Here is an 18,162-nt window from a genome sequence, read left to right as displayed (position 1 = left end):
GACCAGCTCCGACGACCCGAGCGCTCCCAGCAGAGCACGCCGATCAAAGGGGTCCCTTTTGGATGCCGATAGGGGGTCCCAGTCGAACGCCGATTGACAGCCTGAATTGGCTGGTTGCATAGCAAACATTGAAGCGAAGGTGAACAAAAACCTCGAGCGCATGGGGTTCAAGTGCTGAACCTTCAACCAAATAAGCCGTCTATTGCCGACGCCAGCCAGCAAACAGCGATCGGAGTCTTTCCCGATGACTGGCAAGTACTGACGTTGCCCCAACTTTGCGAGCGAATTACCGTTGGAATCGCTACGTCAGCAAGCCGTCGAGGACAAAGTGGTCCTTGATCTTGTCTATGAAGCCCGCGATATCGACCAGCGTCTCGGCTCAGAGGACAAGATCGATCAATGGTTCGACGCCAAGACCAAGGCGCTCAACGATTGGCAGAAAGACGAGTTGAAGAAGAAGTGGGGCACTATGCAGAACGTGCTCAGCTCACGGTCGCGCATGGATCGGGTCGTCGCCGACATTGTATTCGATTTTAGCGTCAAGCCGCGCCTATCGAGCGAACGTGGTAATGCGATCGTTGTTGCTTCAAGCATTCTCGACGCGTGCAGATACTTTGCCCTACTCCAGAAAACACCCTTCAAGGGCAAGTGTGCCGTAGTGACCTCTTACAATCCTCAAGCACAGGATGTGACGAAGGAGGAGACTGGAGCCAACACAGAAACAAGCAGTTCATCTACAATACTTACAACGAACTACTAAAGGACGTTGAGGCCAAGCCTGGAATGTCCAGGACAGAAACATATTAGGAGCAAGCTAAGGCGCTGTTCGTTAAAGAACCCGCTAACATGAAGCTGCTCGTTGTCGTTAATAAACTGCTGACGGGTTTTGATGCGCCACCCTGTAGCTACCTCTATATCGACAAGTCGATGGAGGACCATGGTCTGTTCCAGGCAATCTGCCGGACAAACCGCCTGGATGGAGAAGACAAGGACTTCGGCTATATCGTCGACTACAAGGATCTCTTCAAGAAGGTCGAAAACGCAATTGCGGTCTATACGTCGGAGCTCGATCACAGCGCCGGCGGAGCTGAACCGGAGGTCTTGCTCAAAGATAGGCTCACAAAGGGCAAGGAGCGGCTCGACAGCGCTCTCGAAGTCGTTGCTCTGATTTGTGAGCCGGTGGAACCACCGCAAGGCGAACTAGAGTTTATCCATCCATTACTTCTGCGGCAACACCGAAATCGCGACCGATCTTGAAGAGCGAGAGCCGCAACGGGCGGCTCTCTACAAAGCCACGGCCGGGCTCTTGCGGGCTTATGCAGGTATCGCTGACGAGTTGGAACAGGCTGGTTACACCGTCACCGATACGCTAAGGAGCAGCCCGCGCGTGTAGCCGTTGGTCATATTGTGATGGGAGCCCAATACATCGCCGCAGAAGTCACCCGGCAGCTGTCGGACAGGAACTTTAGGCAGAACGGCGGCCAACCGTGGGCGCGAAAATATCCTGCTTGAAGTGCCATAGACAGACAGACCTGACGTGAAGAAAGAGCGGACACCCGAAGAAATTGCGGACGAAGAGCGCCGCACGACAGCAATGGGCCTCTACAACACCGCGTGCTCGTACCATCTCGCAGCACGAGAACTGGAGAAGCTCAATCTCCGTGGAACACACCCATCTATGCCGGTCCAACTTCTCTACTTCCATACGATTGAGCTGTTCCTGAAGTCGTTTCTTCGGCTCACGCATTCAGTCGCGCAGCTAAGCTCCCGTGACTTCGGCCACCGCCTGCCCGCGCTGGCCACGGCGGCAAAGGAGAACAAGCTTTTCATCACAAAGAAGGACATGGCCGTGATCGGAATGTGCGATCTCGATCTAGTGTTCGGTGCCCGATACATCAAAACCGGCTGCTACACTCGGCCTCATGCTGACGACTTGCTCGGGGTATGTAATCGGCTCCGCAAGCGCATCAAGGTAAAGCTACGAAAGAGCAAAGTCATGGTGCGAGACTAGTTTCCGTTTGGCGCTGTTGCAGTACCGCCGGCCCCTCCTGCAAGACAGTCTTAGGATTAGGTATCGTCGTGCTTGCGACCAGAAACGATCTCCGGGACCAAAGACGCCGGCCAAGCAATGCCTAGCTGAGCATCGAGCGGGTCGCTGGAGGACATTCTTCCGGAGTAGACCCCGACAAACCGAGTGGCGATGGGTGCGCCCATCTCGATTGCATTTTGTTCCAAAAGATGCGTCGACCAGCTTCTTCGAATGACTGGAGAGCCGGACATCCCCGGGCGCGAGGCCGTGTCTATAAACATGTGGAGCTGAATGGCAGGCGAGATTCCTGGTTCCGTCGCGAAGCTTCCGCGCTTCCAAACGGGCAATCCAGCTCCACCAAGGCCGTACGGATACCCCAGCACGTAAACATCCATGCCAACGCTTAATTGAAGGTTGGAGCTTTCCATCTCGTTGATTGGGTACATTTCCACGTCAGCGAAAGCCGTTAGCGCAAGTGCAACTACGTCAACATTCCTTGCGTGCTCGGGGTGCACAAACCAAGTCGGCTCCCCCGTGTCTGCACGCAGCGGTATGAACTTTGCGGTCTTGTTCCCCATCTCGCCTTTAGTGTTGAACCAAATCCTCAACCTGTTGGGCTCTGCAGCAGTAGGCGATAGGTGTTTGCCTGTGTTCGGGTTTCGTCCAGACACGTTGTGCCAGTTCGTGATCAAGAAAAAGCTGTCGCCGTCGATCCAAACGAAGCCGGTCCCTTGGCTAAGTAAGGTATCGTTGAAGTACATCTCTATCGGCAACGCGCCGAGTGAATATTGGTCGATTACGATCATGCTCTGCTCCGCGTCCCTATATGGGCTTCAAACCAGAATGTTTCTCCTAATAGTACAAGCCGCAACATTCACTCTGCGAGTTTCTCGCCGCGCTTGAACGGCTCCAAATCGTTTCGGAGAACCTAGCCTAGTCAATCCACACCTTTAGTCCACTTCGACCGAGAGGGGCTTTGACCTTTGCGCAGGAAGGTCCGGGCGCACCGGCCGAGATGGTCCCTGACAGGCTGCAAGTTCAATATACATTGGTGCTCGAAGGGGTGGGCACGACAGAATTCTAGATCGCAGCGTTGGCCTGGTCGATCCGAAGGAGTGCTTAATCGGGTGCATCGTGGGCCGGTACCGGCACATGTGGAGCGCCGGCAGCAGCGAAGGCCGGGGATTGCGACGGCTAATTTCCACGATAGTTTGGCGATCGCTTCTCGAAGAACGCGTTCATTCCTTCCTGCTGGTCAGCAGTGTCGAATGCGCCTCGAATTGCCTGGCGCTCGAATTCGAGCCCGGCGTCCAGGGTGGTCTGAAAGGCGGCGAGAACGGCCACCTTGGCGAGCTCAGTCGAACGCGGCGGCTTTTGGGCGATCAGTTCGGCGATCTCGAGCGCTCGCGCCTGTGCCTGGCCGCTTTCGACGACTTCAGCGACAAGGCCGGCCTGCATCGCCGCACGGGCAGAAATCGATTGGCCAGTCAGTATCATCAGCATGGCCAGAGATTTGCCTGCCACGCGCGTCAGACGCTGGGTTGCGCCGTCGCCTGGCAAAATCCCGATGTTGATTTCAGGCTGTGCAAACCGCGCTCCTTCGCCTGCTATGGCGATGTCGGCGAGCAAGGCCAATTCGTGACCACCACCGAAGCAAATTCCCTCAACCGCGGCGATAAGAGGCTTTGGAAAATTGGCGATGTCCCGCCACGCAGAACGTCTCGCGGGATTGTCGATTGCCTCAAACCCGCGCTGCTGCATCTCCTTAATATCGGCTCCGGCAGAGAAGAAGGCTTCGTGCCCGCAAAGGACGACGCAACGAACATCCTCATTGAGCGCAGCCTGCCGCAAGCTCGCGCCAAGCTGTGCGATCAGGTCGTTGCTTAAGGCGTTTCGTTTCGACGTCCTGTTCAGCGTCACAACGCGCACATGGGCCCTGGGAGAGGTCGAGAGGATGAGATCGGGCTTGCCGGTCATTGAGGGTGTCTCCTGAAAGAAGTCAGAAAGGCAGCCTATAGACTGAAATCGTTTTCCACGCAAAACATGCTTCTTTATAGTCAATCCGACTGACCAGGCTTCGAGCAGTTTCTGGCTGCTCAAGAAAAAAATGCTGGTCAGACTGAGAGAAGGTTTAGCGGCAGCATTTTCCGCGCTTGACTCCGGAATCTAGAGCGCCTACGTTTATGAAATCGATTTCAGAACTGCGATGTTTTCTTAGCCAGATGACGGCGTAGTAGCGCGGCGCCGTCCAACAAGAACAACAGCTTCTTCACGAGTGCGCTTTGGCAACAGGAGGGATGGAAACCATGGGAATGGGACACGGGCTCGCGCGCGTTTTGTACGCAGCGCGTTCGGTGGCGTCTGCTCTTGGGCGGCTGCACAGATCGGAATCGCCGCTCGCGATCTCTTTGACTAAGGTCATGCAAGAGCCGGTCGTGCGGCCGCACGACTTGCGAAATCGCGAACCAAGACGGCCTTATCGGCGGCATGCCGCGTACCCGTTGGCGCCTGCGCCTTCACCGCTACGAGCCGGCCCGCTCAAGTCGCGTTTATCTTAGATAGCGCCGCACTCCGCGCAGTAGAGCCAGCGAGCGGCTGCTCGTCCTTGCTTGACCGCGGCATCATTAACGCCATTGACTGAGCTCGAGGACACATGAACATTATTGCTCAACCCAGTGCCGTATCTGTTCAGCTTGATAATCAGATTGCGAACAGACGGATGACCGTCGGCCTCGGAGGGGGCGTAGCGCTGGAGTGGTACGACTGGAACGTCTACGGCGTGATGGCGGCGTTTCTCTCGCCGCACTTCTTTCCTTCCGATGATCCCACGACCTCGCTGCTTGCGGGGCTAGCCGTGTACGGGGCGGGCTTCTGCGCGCGGCCACTGGGAGCGGCTTTGCTTGGCCCAGTCGCAGATCGCATTAGCCACAAGCGAGTAATGATGATCTCGGTGACGGCGATGGCGGTTTGCTCGCTGCTGATCTCTCTATTGCCGACGTACCGGGACATCGGCGTCACGGCGGCTGTGGCGCTGCTTATCATGCGCCTTGTTCAGGGGCTTGCTACCGGAGCCGAGGCGGGTGTCGCCAATGCAATCGCAATTGAACTGGCGCCGCCCGGAAAGGAGGGGCGTTATCTGGGGCTGATCGGTGGCACTTTCATCCAGCTAGGCAACCTTGGATCCAGCCTTGTTGCGTTTCTGGTGAGCGCATCGGTTGCCCCCGAAGCGATGCGCGAGTGGGCCTGGCGCGTACCTTTTGCGGTCGGCGGGGTGCTGGGCCTACTGGTCATTTATCTGCGCACGTCGGTACCGGAGACCTTGATCCATCGGGTTATGCATCGCCAAGATGAGTCGTCGCGAATTCAGGAAACCACCGGCGGTGTGTGGAAGACGCTCTGGAGCGTGCGGCTATCCCTGCTTGCGGTCATCCTGGTGATCGGATCGGTGCAGATCGCCAACTATGCCTGGAACACCGGTCTGCCCAATATGGCGAACACGGTGTTCAAGGAGAATAGCACCTCTGTATACGGAATTATGACGCTGATGGTCTTGATCTGGATGTTGGCCGCCCCCCTTGTTGGCGCCTTCGCTGACAAGGTGCGGCCCTCGCGTGCGTTCACGCTGCTGCGCCTACTGCTCATCCCATGCTTTTTCCTGACGCTGCTTTATTCGGAGAAGGGCATCTCCACGTTCTTCCTTGTCACGGTATTCGGCGGAGCCATCGTGGGGTTCAACATGGCGCTCTATAACTTCATCGCTACCACGCTGATGCCGCGTGCCGTGCGCACCACGGGCGTAGCGCTCGGTTACGCGCTCGGCGTCTCATTGTTTGGCGGGACCTCACCGTATCTTCTTGTGTGGTTGCAACGCGAGCACATGGCCTGGATGTTTCCTGTCTACGGATCGTTGATAGCGCTCTTAAGCGTGGTGGTCTACCACTTCGCCAAAAGGCGTGGCCGCGTCTACATCGGTGACTGAACGCCTTCTGCCTGCCGCTTGCGCCTCCCAGCAGAGGCAAAGCCTTCCTTATCAGACGCAAAGCATGTCGACTGGCGAGTATCTCTTGATGCTGGGCAAGAGCATGGGATTGGGACGAGCGCCTTCGGGACACGTGAGCAGTCCTCATCGCATCCAGGGCCGCTTATGGGCGACGACGTCCATGAACTGGAGTCCATCGAATGAAAACGCCATCGTCACCGCACTTCGCGCCCGTCGACTTGCAGCGATATTTCAACGCCGGTCGCCTGGAACTCGATGAGGGGTTCGGCAGCCGCCCAGGCGACACCGGCTGGATCGATTCGCTTCGAGGGCCTCAGACGTATCGAGGCATCCCGTTTCTATTCGGCGCCAACGCCGAAGCGGATGTGCTGGCCTTGCGTCCCGGGGGGCTTCCTGTGGTGATCGCGCTGCCGCCCACATTGGCCAGCTACGTGCTCTTTGTGCAAGTGGTCGCGGACCGCCCACCCGTAAGCCCTCAAGGCTTCGGGGAGATCGGGCCGGCAACGCTGCCTGTGGAAGGCAATTCGCTCGGCGATCGGGTGTCGACATACGTGCTCCGATACGTCGACAGCACCGAGGCCGACGTGCCGGTGCTACGTCGGTTCGCGGTCCAGCAGAACCATATCTCCTGGAGCGCCAGCCCGTTCGCGGCGCTGCCATTACGGGGGCCCATCGTGCACGCAAGCACCGGCGAAAACTGCGCACTCGGCAGAACGGCGGGCGCGAGCTTCTTCCATGGCGAGACCCGCACCGAATCGGGGCGCATGGATCGACAAGGGGAGAACTTGTGGCTTTATGCGCTCCAAAATCCATATCCGGAGAAGGAGCTCACCGCGCTAAGCCTGCGAGCGGAGCAAGAAGTTTCTCTTGTCTTTGCGGTGACCACGACAAGGCTCACCCAGCATCCCCTGCGCCTCCAGGCTCGTCGCAAGCTGAAGATGCGGCTACTGCCCGGAGTGCATCTGAATAAACTTGGCGAGCTCGACGTCGATCATCGGGGCGAACAGATCGGCATGGATCTCGGCACGGTGATCTCCGCCCGCGCGGCGCTTGACTACGCGAGATCGGACTGGCTCGGTGACAAGCACGACGTGCAGCCGGTGCGTTCCGAGGACGAGGTCATCGTCGAGTACTCCGCCCATCCCGACGCAAGGCTGTACCTACGCTCCGACGACGGCCGCTTGCACCTTGCCGATCTTCGGTCGCTGGAAGCTGCCGGGAACGCACGAGACACCTCGCTGGAGGTGGTGCCCATCGCGCCGGCAACAAGGCCCGTCAAAATCCGCATCGTAGAGAAGGGCAACGGCGTGCGTGTCGCCGCGCGCCTGCATGTGCATGGCGCGGATGGGGAGTATCTGCCGCCCAAGGGGCACCACCGAAAGGTCAATACCGGAAGATTCGAAGACTTCGCCGGGGAGTTTACGAACGGGCTGAACCAGTACGCCTATGTGGATGGCAGCTGCGAGGCGGACTTGCCGATCGGGCCCGTGTTCGTGGAGATCAGCAGGGGCTTCGAGGTGCGGCCTCTGCGCCGTATCGTCCAAGTCACCGCGACCACGGAGGAACTCACCTTCGAGCTGGACAGGGTGCTGCGCTGGCGCGAACAGGGCTGGGTCAGCTCCGATACTCACGTCCATTTCCTGAGCCCGCACACAGCCCTGCTGGAGGGCAAGGCGGAGGGGGTCAACGTCGTCAACCTGCTCGCGGCACAATGGGGCGAGCTATTCACCAACGTGGCCGATTTCGACGGGCGCACGACGCTCGGGGCAAAGCACTTCGGCGGGGACGGAGAGTTCCTTGTTCGCGTCGGCACAGAGAACCGTATGCAAGTCCTAGGACACATATCGCTTCTCGGCTACGAAGGCGAGATTATCAACCCCCTGTCTTGCGGCGGACCCAACGAGGCTGCGATCGGCGATCCTCTGGAAGCGACCATGGCCGATTGGGCGGAGCGCTGCCGCCAGCAAGGGGGCCTTGTCGTGATGCCGCATGCTCCCAATCCGCAAGCCGAGCGGGCGGCGGACATCGTGCTCGGCCTGGTCGATGCCATTGAAATGATGTCGTTCAACCCGCGGACTGCGCAGATCAGCGCATTTGGTCTGGCTGACTGGTACCGTTACCTCAACATCGGTTACCATCTGCCACTGGTCGCCGGCTCCGACAAGATGGACGCTGCCGCGCTCCTCGGAGGCTCGCGGACTTATGTGCAGCTAGGTGCGCGCGATTTCACGTATCGCAACTGGATGGACGCCGTGCGCAGCGGAGACACGTTCATCACAGTCGGGCCGCTCGTTGAGGTGACAGTGGAAGGACGTCGCCCCGGGAGCGCGATCGCGCTTCCTCCTTCGGGTGGCACCATCACAATCGACTGGCGGATCGAATCGGTCAGCGTCGCGCCAACACGGGTGGAGGTGATCCGCAATGGCATCGTCATCGATGAAGTTCGATGTAGCGAGTTGTCGTGCAACGGCCGGCTCGCGTTGCGCATCACCGAGTCCTGTTGGATCGCAATACGCGTTCGAGGCAGTGTGGCGGGGCGCGAGGCCGACATCGCGGCCCACACCAGTGCGGTGTATGTCAAAGTCGGCGACAAACCGGTCTTTGCCACTGCGGACGCGGTGTCGATTCTTGCACAAATCGAGGGATCGATCGCCTATATGGATACGCTCGCTCCCAGGACTGACGAAGCGCGGCACTCGCGGCTGCGAGCTGCCTTGCAGCTTGCACATCATCGTCTGCATCATAAGCTGCACGAACTTGGCGCCATTCACCACCATGCGCCTGTCCACTCCGTTCACACCGAGCGCGAGCACTGAGAAGGGGAAAACGTCGTGTGAGCTGCTCTCCTTTCTCTCGCTCCAGCGCTTCGCGGGCAGCACGGCCGCGGCATGTTTCAGCCACGTCCACTTTGTGCCGCCACCAGTCATATGTTCGCGCAGCGTGGCAGCCGCCAGAGCCTTGGAAGAATGCAGAAGGCTGGAGAAATCGATTTCAGTGACAGCGCGTCGGCCGCGACAGCTTCAGCCCGGGCTGCGCCTGCGACGCGGTGGGCGTTCGCTAGATCTCGGCGGCCCGGTCGATGACCGCATGACCAGTCGATAGGGCAACAGGACACTCCTGGGAAGTGGGCTTCCAGCGATCGCATTGATCAGATAATCGGCGGCTCCTCGGCCAATTTCAGCTGCCGGAACACTGACTGTTGTGAGCGGCGGGTCCATCTGCGCCGCCAGCTCCACATCGTCAAATCCTGTGATGGAAAGCGTAGCCGGCACGGCGACCCCAATTTTGCGGGCCTCTGCCATTGCACCGATGGCAAGGGTGTCGGTGGTGCAGATCACCGCCGTCGTGTCGGGGTGGTCGGTGAGGAGCTGACGAAGAGCGCTGCGACCCTGGGCAAGCGAATAGTCGGCCTTAATGATCTGGGTGGGCCTGAGCGGGAGGCCGGCGTCCGAAAGAGCGCGCTGAATGCCCTCGAGCCTCGCGCGGGACCGGTCGTTGGACGCAGCAACAACATTGGCGATCGCGCCGAAACGGACGTGTCCAAGCCGCAACAGATACTCGGTCATCTCGCGCGTGGCGCTTTCGTTATCGATTCCGATCGCGGGAATACCGCCAACTGCCTTCGAAACATAGGTCGTGATCACAGGCACACCGGCTTGTTCAATCAGAGCCCTCAGTTCACGTCCATGGGAGCCTCCGACCAGTACAATTCCATCGATGCCGCGCTCGATGAGGCTCTGCAGTTCCTGAAGTTCGCGGCGCTGATCATATTGGGAATTCGCGATGAAGAGCGTATAGCCGCTTTCGCTGAGGCGGTTCTGCAGCGCCTCAACTCCTTCGGCAAAGATCCCGAGCGCCAGCGTCGGAACGATGACTCCGATGGTGCGCATGCGTCCCGACTTCAAGGCTCTCGCCGCGCTGTCTCGCGTGTAGGACAGGTCTGTGATGTGCCGCATCACCTTGTCCCGGAGCTCCGGTCTCACGATTTCGGGATGATTGAGGACGCGCGACACGGTCGCAGGGGACACATTGGCCTTTCGCGCGACATCTTCGATCTTCACGCGCGGTTGCTGGCGTCCTTTGGGCTCGATTGTTGGTTTTTTATCCATCCGGTCTGGTCGCTCAGTCAATGGCATGAGTCCGATCCACGTTAGAACATTGGACAGCCAGCGTTCTCAAGCTCTGTATACGCCCGATCCGTCTTATCCAGTGGAACTCTGGTACATGGGCAGGCGCTGAATTGGCAGGCCGGCCATTTTGCTTGACTCTGCAGATCATGATGCTTATTTCTGAAATCGATTTCAGAGGCCGGGCCAAATAGAACACCTCTGATCCAAGAAAACTGAAAGCGAGACCATGGTCGATCTTTTGAAGGGCGTTCGCGTCCTGAGCTTCAATCACTTCCTGATGGGCCCCGTGGCTGCGCAGTTTCTCGCCGATCTCGGGGCGGACGTCATTGCCGTCGAGCCACCAGATGGCGCCTTTCAGAGGAAATGGGGCGGAGCAGACAAGCGGGTCGATGGGCAATCCATGCTGCTGCTCACCGGGAACCGCAATAAGCGAAGTCTCACGCTCGACCTGAAGAAACCTGAAGCCATTGAGATTGCCAGGAAGTTGATCGCGACCTCGGATGTCATGACTGAGAACTTCCGCCCCGGCGTTCTCGACAAGCTTGGCCTCGGCTACGAGGACGCCAAGAAGATCAATCCGCAAATTATCTATGCTGCGGCCTCAGGCTACGGTCCCGATGGGCCCTACGTCTACCGTCCCGGTCAGGATCTACTGGTGCAGGCAATATCGGGGCTGGCCACGATTACTGGAAGCCGCGAGCAGGGTCCAAGGGCCGTAGGTGTTTCAGCGGTCGACCACCATGGTGCTGCGTTGTTTGCGGCTGGCATTCTGGCCGCGCTTGTGAGGAAAACGCGCACCGGACAGGGGTGCCGGGTTGATGTCAGCCTGTTGTCTGCCGCACTCGATCTGCAGATGGAATCCTTTACTTGTTACCTCAACGGCGAGCGGCCTGACGATGTCCGTCAGCCGGGACCGATCTCCGGTTGGTACTACGGTGCGCCTTACGGCATTTATCCGACGCGTGACGGTCATATGGCGATTTCTCTTGGGTCTCTCAGCACAGTGTCGGAGGCGCTCGACGTTCCGGCCGATCAGCGCGTTCCAGACAAGGAGGCGTATCGCCGACGCGACGAGGCATCCGCTGCGATCGCCGCAAATGTCGCAAAGCGCACGACGGCCGAATGCATCGCATTGTTCGAGGCCCACGGAATTTGGCACGCCGCGGTCAATGACTATGCAGATGTCGTGATTGATCCGCAGGTCGTGCACAACAAGAACTTCCAGGTCGTCCGCGGGGCGACGGGCGCGCCGATCACGCTCGTCAGCCATCCCGTGCGCTATGATGGCAAGCTGCCGGAAGTCCGACTGCCGCCTCAGAAACTTGGGGCTCAGACCGAGGAAATCCTCAAAGAGCTCGGCTACGACGACCACCAACTTGAAGACCTTTCCAGGAAGGGGGCGGTCGGCGCCTTTACGTCCTCGCGCGCCGCTTGATGACGCTCCCAACGCGCATCACGGCAGGCATGCTCGCATGTACACACTGGTCATGCGCGTGACGATCGGGCTGAGGCGGATAGCCGTTGGGCGTTTGCTCGTGATCAGGAGCGATAGCTCGAGAACGCGGCTGCGTGCTCCTGACCCGCTTAAGCCATCGGCTCGGCCGAAGCGAAATCGGTCGGACATTGGACGGTTAGCACCGGGAACGATGCCCTGGGATTTCGGCAAGTGGCAAAGGAGTATCGGATATGAGCAAGTCGCGCTGGGCACACGCAATAAACCTGATGCAAGCACGAGTCGATCAGACGCTTGCCGCGATGAAAATAGAGTTTCCGCATTGGGCAGACAGCTCGACCGGCAAATGGACGACCACGCCGGACGGCGATTGGACCGGTGGCGCATGGCCGGGTATGTTGTGGCTGCTCGCGCGGCGATCTGGCGAGGCGAAATACCTCGATGCAGCTCGGTTCTGGAGCAGCCGCTTGAAGCCGCGCGCGCAGCTGCAAACGGCGTTCAAGGGCTTTGGGTTCTACTATGGGGTCGCTCTTGGCGACGTCCTGTGTCAAGACAAGGACGCAGCTCTCCTGGCACTGGATGCCGCCACCTCTCTCAAGACGCAATTCGATTGCCGGCTTGGCCTCATTCCGCTAGGCCGCGATGCGGAGGAAGCAGAAGATGTTGGCAATTCGTTCAGCAGCATCGACTCTCTGCAAGCAGTCCCGCTTCTGTATTGGGCCGCCGCAAGGACAGGCGATTCCTCATACGCTGGCATTGCGGCGCGCCATACCACGCGCGTGCTCGACATTCATATGCGCTCCGATGGCTCAATCGTTCAATCGAGTGAGCTAAATCCGTCCACCGGCAAGATAGTCCGCCATTTCACCCACAAGGGATTCAGCGACACGAGTGTCTGGGGCAGGGCGCAAGCTTGGGGGCTCGTCTATGCGGCGATCGCGCTTGCTCACCATCCTCATGAGACGCGCTGGATGGAGCAGTTGATGGCGGGAGCGGACTGGTGGCTTTCGCACGTGCCAGCGAGCATGGTCGCGTTCTGGGACTTTGATGATCCTGACATTCCCAACACGGAGACGGACACGGCGGCAACTGCAATCACGTGCTCGGCGCTGCTAAAGCTGGCGCGGCTCGCGCCGACGGCGGCACTGCGCGTCAGATATCGTGAGGCAGGCGAACGGACGGCAAAGGCCCTGATCGAGACCTATCTGACGCCAACAAATCCGGACGATCCCCGCCCGCCGGGAATGTTGGTCGGCGCCTGTTTCAATAAACGTCGCGATGCACGCGCCCAGGACTCGGCCAACAATGCAGAGACGATCTTCGGATCCTACTATCTGTTCGAATCATTGAACGTTCTTGATGGACTCATCGAGGCTGAGAAGATTTGATTAGAAGCAGCCCCTATTGCGATCATGGTCCAGGACGCACCGCTCAGCGGCGTGACGCTGACGGTGCCGATTCTTGTTCGTCTTGCACGAGAGGTGCCGCTCGTCAGTTATTTCAAAATCGAGGTACCGCTGCGCGCGAAGCTGCGTGCGTTGATCGAGGAGGGTGGTGAGGCCCTCGCAGGCCCGCACTCCGGCAACACGGGGCGGTTGGGCCTGACAGGTCAAGGCACCGCGAGAGCGCAGACGTAGATGTGGCGCGACGATCAAGGACGCGATGACGGCGCTATGGGAGGCGTTGGACCGGGTATGCGGCAAGCGGCTCAACGTGATGATTCCGATCTTGCTGCCGGGCCTTGAGCAACATGGGCGATTAAAGCCTGGCCCGGCAGATCGTGATCGTGTTTTCGCGATCACCCCTGCAACCATCGACCGCTTGCTCGTCGACGTAGGGGCCGCGGCGAGCGGCGGTAGGCGGCGGCGCCGTGCCGGATTCTATTCGACCATCCGACGGAAAGTTCCGATCCGGACGATCAATGGCTGCCCACAGCCGAATTATGCGAAGCGAAGGTCCGGCGAGAGCGGTTTAGCGATGGGGCTGGCCTTCATCACCAGCCCTCAGAGTGAATCACGATTTCCCGCAAGCGAATCACTTCCGATTCCGTCAGGTAGGAAAATGCTCTAAAGTAATCAAGCGCTATCATGCTCCGTTGACGCCCTATCAGCGCGCGCTGGCGCATGCCAAGTTGACGCGGCTGTAAAGCGGCGCCTACGTGGATCAGTATCGCTCGCTCCATCCGGTCGGGCTCAAGGCCGGGTCTCGCACAAACCACGAGGAACTTGGCAGTTGCGTCGGTCGTCGTGCCGGACAGGTGCGCGGCCTGCAACCCGCTTGCACGAGCTCCGCGCCGGCAACCGCAGCGACGTTCGCCAAGAAACCGTCCGCAGCACGGTGACGGCCGGCGAGGCGCGTGCCACGCACCGAGGCTGCCGTCGGCCTTATAAGACCAGGGTTCGCATGGCCGTCCAAGCTCGACCCGCACATTACTAGGATTTGGGGCTGGCTCTCGAGGAGCCGCAATTGACTGCGCTCGCAATAACTCACGTTCGACCGCCCGTTCCGGAGTTGACAGCGCGCGCGTTGCCCAGCTCCTTCTTCAAGGCTTTCTCCCGACAGGAGAGTGGGGTGATCTTTCCGAGCCATGGGGTTGGGAGCGCAAGGCCAGGGGCATTCCCAGGGCCGAGACAAGAACCGCAACGGCCCCCAGCCACTGTGTTGCGGTCAGAGTTTCCCGAAGGAAGATAGATGCGAAAATGGATGTAAGCACGGGAACGAGCGGTAGCAACAGAGCGGCGGCTGTCGCGCTCATTCGCTGCAGCGCGATCCCGTAGAGGAGGAAGGGGATCGAAAAGAGCAGCAATCCGGATCCGGCCACCGGAACAATATCGCCGATGACCACAGAGAGCGTCGGCAATGGGCGAACGCAAATCCACGCAAATACGACCACTGCAAACGCGACGATCTGGCTCGTTGTCGTAAGGCGCAACGCATCCACACTTTGCGACATCACACGGACCGCTATGTTGTAGAGTGAGGCGAATAGCACGCCGGCGAGTACGAGAGCGACCCCCAGTCCCGGCGTTGCGGAAGGAGCAGATTCAGAGGTCCATTGCAAAAAGGCGACCCCGGCAAAAGCCAACAAACAGAGAAAGACGATAGCACGGTTAGGGATCTCGCCAAGGATCAACCACGCAAGAAGTATGACCATCGGCAGTTCAACTGCGAACAGCATCGCCTCTACCGACGCCGGCAGCATCGATAGTCCGAAGATCGACAGACCAGACGCAAGCGCCGGCTGCAGGATGCCGGCAAGGCCAGCACGCCAATCGCTCAAGCGAGGCGGCGCACCTGAGAAGATCGATAGTACGGTCAGGCTTGCGGCACTCACAGCCAACTGCGCTGTCAGAAGCGAGAGCGGTTCGATGCAGCAGAGCGCGGCCTTGGACAGAACGTTGCCGATGCTCCAGCTGACCGTTGCGAGTGTTCCGCAAAGAAGTGGTAGGAAAAGAGGTGGGCTCTCACTCAAGCTTATGACTCCCTTCGTCGCGGCGATCGGAGTGGGTTCACGGCAATGCACGTTTGAATTCTCGGTTCATGATCTGCCGCCGCCGGATCGCATATCGAATCCTGGGCTCTAGTTGTCCTACCCAAGGGCGAAGCCACGAGTATCGCATGCGTTATTTCTATTAGCCTCGAAGCTTCGTTGTACCGCACCACTGGCGAATGGCATGGTCGGAGGTAATTGGCGACGCCCTTACGATGATCGTACATGCGTTGTCGATCGCATGAAAACAAGTGAAAGAGCGATAAATCCATACCACGATTTACGTCATCTCCACCCCGGGGCAGGCTGCTGCGACCTATGGGGTTGAAGACGGATTGGATCGAGCTGCCGTTCCGCCTTCGAAGGACCTGGATCCGGAGGTGCGTAAGGCGCTCCGGGAGTTTCTAGTCGCATCGCTCGACCGGTACGGCGATTCCCCTCACGTGGTTGATTTCGCAATCCGAGGACGCGCGCCAATGATGATTGGGGAGGACATTATGCCACAACGCAGGGGCCGGCGCTGAGGGCAGGCCTTGCCAAGGCCGTTCAAGGCCTCGGGGCCGCACGCTTCCGCATTTTTCGGAAGCTCGAAAACTGAATCGGTAATCGTGCTTCTGTCCGAAACCACACGTGCCGAATGTAAGTAAATTGCCAGGGTGTCTGCACACGAGACATTCGGCCGAGAAGTTGCGACCAGATTCCTCTGGTTTGCACTGGCCCAAATCATGCTGTGGCTACGGGCGAGAACGCGGTGGGAGGCGCCTTAGTTGCGACCAGCCATTCAGATGACGTCGCGCCACTGAGAATGAGGGCAAAATATAAGTCGTGATCCGAAATCCGATCTCGATCGGGACGGGACGACCTGATGGTCTTGGAAGTCCCGTCTTAGGTCATGACCTGGCTGAAATGCGCATCCGCAACCTAGATGCGCACGCTCACGCCAGGCGGGCATCTGGTACTCGGATCTGCGTGTGATACCGCTCGAACGCTTGGCGTCATGCCGCTGATGCAGAGATGGTCCGGGAAGCGCTGACGAAGCGTTGATCCTTCGAGTGCGTCTGCTTGCTCGCTGCTTTCGGCAGCGAAGACGGTCTTCAAATTAATCGAATTGTCTGGGGCTAACATGGAGGCACTATGCGCATCTGCGGTATCAAGCTGACGCATGACGGATCAATCGCTCTTATCGAGGACGGACGACTTGCTTTTTGTGTCGAGCAGGAGAAGCGGGACAACAATCCGCGATATCAAAGCATTGACAATCTCGATGCAGTTGTCGTCGCCTTAGCGGAGCAGGGGCTGGATGCGTCGGATGTTGATCAGTTCGTCCTCGACGGCTGGTGGGGAGAGGGGGAGTCGGAATTCCATGTCCTCAGTGGGGCTACGCCAATTACTCTCAAAGGTGCGCCGTATATTGAAAGTCATGCCGATGGCCTGCTAACGTCGCGCGACGGCACTGGCCTGCTACTGGGCGGCAAATCCTTTCCTTACAGGAGCTATCCACACGTCACGGGCCATGTGGCCGCCGCATACTGCACGAGTCCCTTTGCGAAAGCAGGACAACCCGCGTTCTGTCTGGTGTGGGACGGCGGCACCTTTCCACGTCTTTATTATGTAGAACTCCGCGGCGCCCAGTTCATCGAATGCCTGTTCCCAATGATTGGGCACGCCTATGCGGCCGCAGGTTATCACTTCGGACCGTATAAGCAGGCGACGCGCACCAATTGGGACCTCGGTGTTGCCGGCAAGTTGATGGCCTATATCGCACTAGGCTCTGTTGATGAAAACATCGTCAAGGTCTTTCAGGAGCTTTACGAGGAGCACTTTGGGACCAATGCAGAGCTCGCCCGTCCTGACAGTCCGGAGTCTGCGCTTGAAGCTGTGCATGATTACGTCGATGCCAGCGCGCAGCGGTTGAAGTCCAAGGCTCCCGAAGATGTGCTTGCATCGTTTCATTGTTTCCAGGAGCGTCTGCTCGTTCGCGAAATGGCGCGTGCTTTGCAGCGCCACTCACGTTTTCCGTCGCGCAACTTGTGTATAACAGGCGGCTGCGCTCTCAACATAAAATGGAACAGTGCACTACGCGCCAGCGGCCTGTTCGATGCTGTCTGGGTGCCGCCCTTTCCGAATGACAGCGGATCGGCAATCGGTGCCGCTTGCTCGGCAGTGGCGGCCGACAAAGGCTTCGTGCCGCTACAATGGTCAGTCTATAGCGGTCCAGCCCTGCAGCCGAGCGATGTGCCGACCGAATGGGACGCCGCGCCGTGTAGCATGAGTGAACTCGCGACCATTCTCGCCAGCAACAAGCCGGTGATTTTCTTTGCCGACCGCGCCGAGCTTGGGCCTCGGGCACTGGGTAGTAGAAGCATTCTTGCAGCCGCGACGACGCCGCGAATGAAGGATCATCTCAACGATATCAAACTTCGCGAACACTTCCGGCCGGTCGCTCCGATATGCTTGGAGGATCGTGCCCCGGAGATTTTCAGCCCTGGAACGCCGGACCCTTACATGCTCTTTGATCATCAGACACGAGCAGAATGGCGGGACAAAGTCCCCGCCGTTGTACATCTGGACGGAACTGCGCGATTGCAAACCATTCCCAGATCGTCCCAGCACAAAGTCGCCAAGCTTCTCGTCGAATATGAGAAACTTACGGGTATTCCACTGCTTTGCAACACGAGTGCGAACAACCATGGACGCGGTTTCTTCCCGAATGTCGCAACGGCCTGCCAGTGGGGAGGCGTTGAGCATGTATGGTGCCATGGCATGCTGTGGACGAAAACACAGAAGTGAGCGATCCCCGGTCCAACGGCATCTTTCCCGCTAAGAATGAGCGAGATATGACAGCGGGTCGCTGTCTGCCGGATGTCGCCTACGTTGCGCCGGGAGGGTGCTTCGGGCTGCGAATGGTGCGGCAGGAGGACGATTTTATGTATGGTCCTCGGCACGGCTACCGCCTGATACAGGCATATCACGGTGCTCGGCGAGCCAGGGCCGGCATGCCGCAGAGCCTAACGATAGGCTTGCGGCGCTTAGTGTTCCTGACACGGCCGTTGCTATTGC

General features: G+C 59.0%; 13 protein-coding genes and 1 pseudogene. 10 read left to right on the top strand and 4 right to left on the bottom strand.

From position 1 onward, the window contains the following. Window positions 1-292 precede the first annotated feature (292 nt). From IVA87_RS16025 to IVA87_RS16015, 3 genes are all read left to right on the top strand, one after another. Complete coding sequence (locus tag IVA87_RS16025) at window positions 293-760, top strand: hypothetical protein (protein WP_247334179.1); 468 nt, start codon at window positions 293-295, stop codon at window positions 758-760. Between the two features lie 86 nt (window positions 761-846). Beyond that, window positions 847-1,257, top strand: coding sequence for a hypothetical protein (locus IVA87_RS16020; RefSeq protein WP_247334178.1), 411 nt, complete (start codon window positions 847-849; stop codon window positions 1,255-1,257). Between the two features lie 280 nt (window positions 1,258-1,537). Continuing rightward, window positions 1,538-2,011 carry a hypothetical protein gene (locus tag IVA87_RS16015; protein WP_247334177.1) on the top strand — a complete coding sequence of 158 codons (474 nt, stop codon included), beginning with the start codon at window positions 1,538-1,540 and terminating at the stop codon, window positions 2,009-2,011. Window positions 2,012-2,067: 56 nt separating this feature from the next. Here IVA87_RS16015 and IVA87_RS16010 read toward each other — a convergent pair whose 3' ends face one another. Together IVA87_RS16010 and IVA87_RS16005 are read right to left on the bottom strand one after the other, a co-directional pair. Continuing rightward, complete coding sequence (locus tag IVA87_RS16010; protein ID WP_247334176.1) at window positions 2,068-2,835, bottom strand: serine protease; 768 nt, start codon at window positions 2,833-2,835, stop codon at window positions 2,068-2,070. A gap of 388 nt (window positions 2,836-3,223) precedes the next feature. Beyond that, a complete protein-coding gene (locus IVA87_RS16005) occupies window positions 3,224-4,006 on the bottom strand; it encodes an enoyl-CoA hydratase-related protein (RefSeq protein ID WP_247334175.1) in 783 nt (260 codons plus the stop codon). 676 nt (window positions 4,007-4,682) lie between these two features. On the opposite strand from IVA87_RS16005, the gene IVA87_RS16000 reads away from it, so the two are divergent. Together IVA87_RS16000 and IVA87_RS15995 are read left to right on the top strand one after the other, a co-directional pair. Then, window positions 4,683-6,008, top strand: a complete 1,326-nt coding sequence (locus IVA87_RS16000) for an MFS transporter (RefSeq protein ID WP_247301031.1) — start codon at window positions 4,683-4,685, stop codon at window positions 6,006-6,008. A gap of 200 nt (window positions 6,009-6,208) precedes the next feature. After that, window positions 6,209-8,845, top strand: coding sequence for a CehA/McbA family metallohydrolase (locus tag IVA87_RS15995; RefSeq protein ID WP_247334174.1), 2,637 nt, complete (start codon window positions 6,209-6,211; stop codon window positions 8,843-8,845). Window positions 8,846-9,049: 204 nt separating this feature from the next. On the opposite strand, the gene IVA87_RS15990 is transcribed toward IVA87_RS15995, so the two are convergent. Next, window positions 9,050-10,165 (bottom strand): LacI family DNA-binding transcriptional regulator, encoded by a 1,116-nt coding sequence (locus IVA87_RS15990; protein WP_247334173.1) that lies wholly within the window; start codon window positions 10,163-10,165, stop codon window positions 9,050-9,052. A 220-nt stretch (window positions 10,166-10,385) separates the two neighbouring features. Here IVA87_RS15990 and IVA87_RS15985 point away from each other — a divergent pair, with 220 nt between their 5' ends. From IVA87_RS15985 to IVA87_RS15970, 4 genes and pseudogenes are all read left to right on the top strand, one after another. Beyond that, window positions 10,386-11,594, top strand: a complete 1,209-nt coding sequence (locus IVA87_RS15985; protein ID WP_247334171.1) for a CoA transferase — start codon at window positions 10,386-10,388, stop codon at window positions 11,592-11,594. A gap of 251 nt (window positions 11,595-11,845) precedes the next feature. Then, window positions 11,846-13,000, top strand: coding sequence for a glycoside hydrolase family 88 protein (locus tag IVA87_RS15980; RefSeq protein ID WP_247334170.1), 1,155 nt, complete (start codon window positions 11,846-11,848; stop codon window positions 12,998-13,000). Window positions 13,001-13,003: 3 nt separating this feature from the next. Beyond that, window positions 13,004-13,186 (top strand): annotated as a pseudogene (locus tag IVA87_RS15975) (dihydrodipicolinate synthase family protein); the annotation flags it as partial. A gap of 88 nt (window positions 13,187-13,274) precedes the next feature. Further along, window positions 13,275-13,682, top strand: a complete 408-nt coding sequence (locus IVA87_RS15970; protein ID WP_247334169.1) for a hypothetical protein — start codon at window positions 13,275-13,277, stop codon at window positions 13,680-13,682. A 472-nt stretch (window positions 13,683-14,154) separates the two neighbouring features. Here IVA87_RS15970 and IVA87_RS15965 read toward each other — a convergent pair whose 3' ends face one another. Beyond that, window positions 14,155-15,084: a DMT family transporter gene (locus tag IVA87_RS15965; protein WP_247334168.1), complete on the bottom strand. Its 930-nt coding sequence runs from the start codon at window positions 15,082-15,084 to the stop codon at window positions 14,155-14,157. 1,152 nt (window positions 15,085-16,236) lie between these two features. Here IVA87_RS15965 and nodU point away from each other — a divergent pair. Further along, window positions 16,237-17,892 (top strand): nodulation protein NodU, encoded by a 1,656-nt coding sequence (nodU, locus tag IVA87_RS15960; protein WP_247334167.1) that lies wholly within the window; start codon window positions 16,237-16,239, stop codon window positions 17,890-17,892. The last annotated feature ends 270 nt before the right edge of the window (window positions 17,893-18,162 follow it).

The organism is Bradyrhizobium sp. 147 (genome assembly GCF_023073935.1).
In the GTDB taxonomy this organism is placed as follows: Bacteria; Pseudomonadota; Alphaproteobacteria; order Rhizobiales; family Xanthobacteraceae; genus Bradyrhizobium.
The sequence above is the reverse complement of the archived record's forward strand: the minus strand, read 5'-3'. Positions and strand labels throughout refer to the sequence as shown.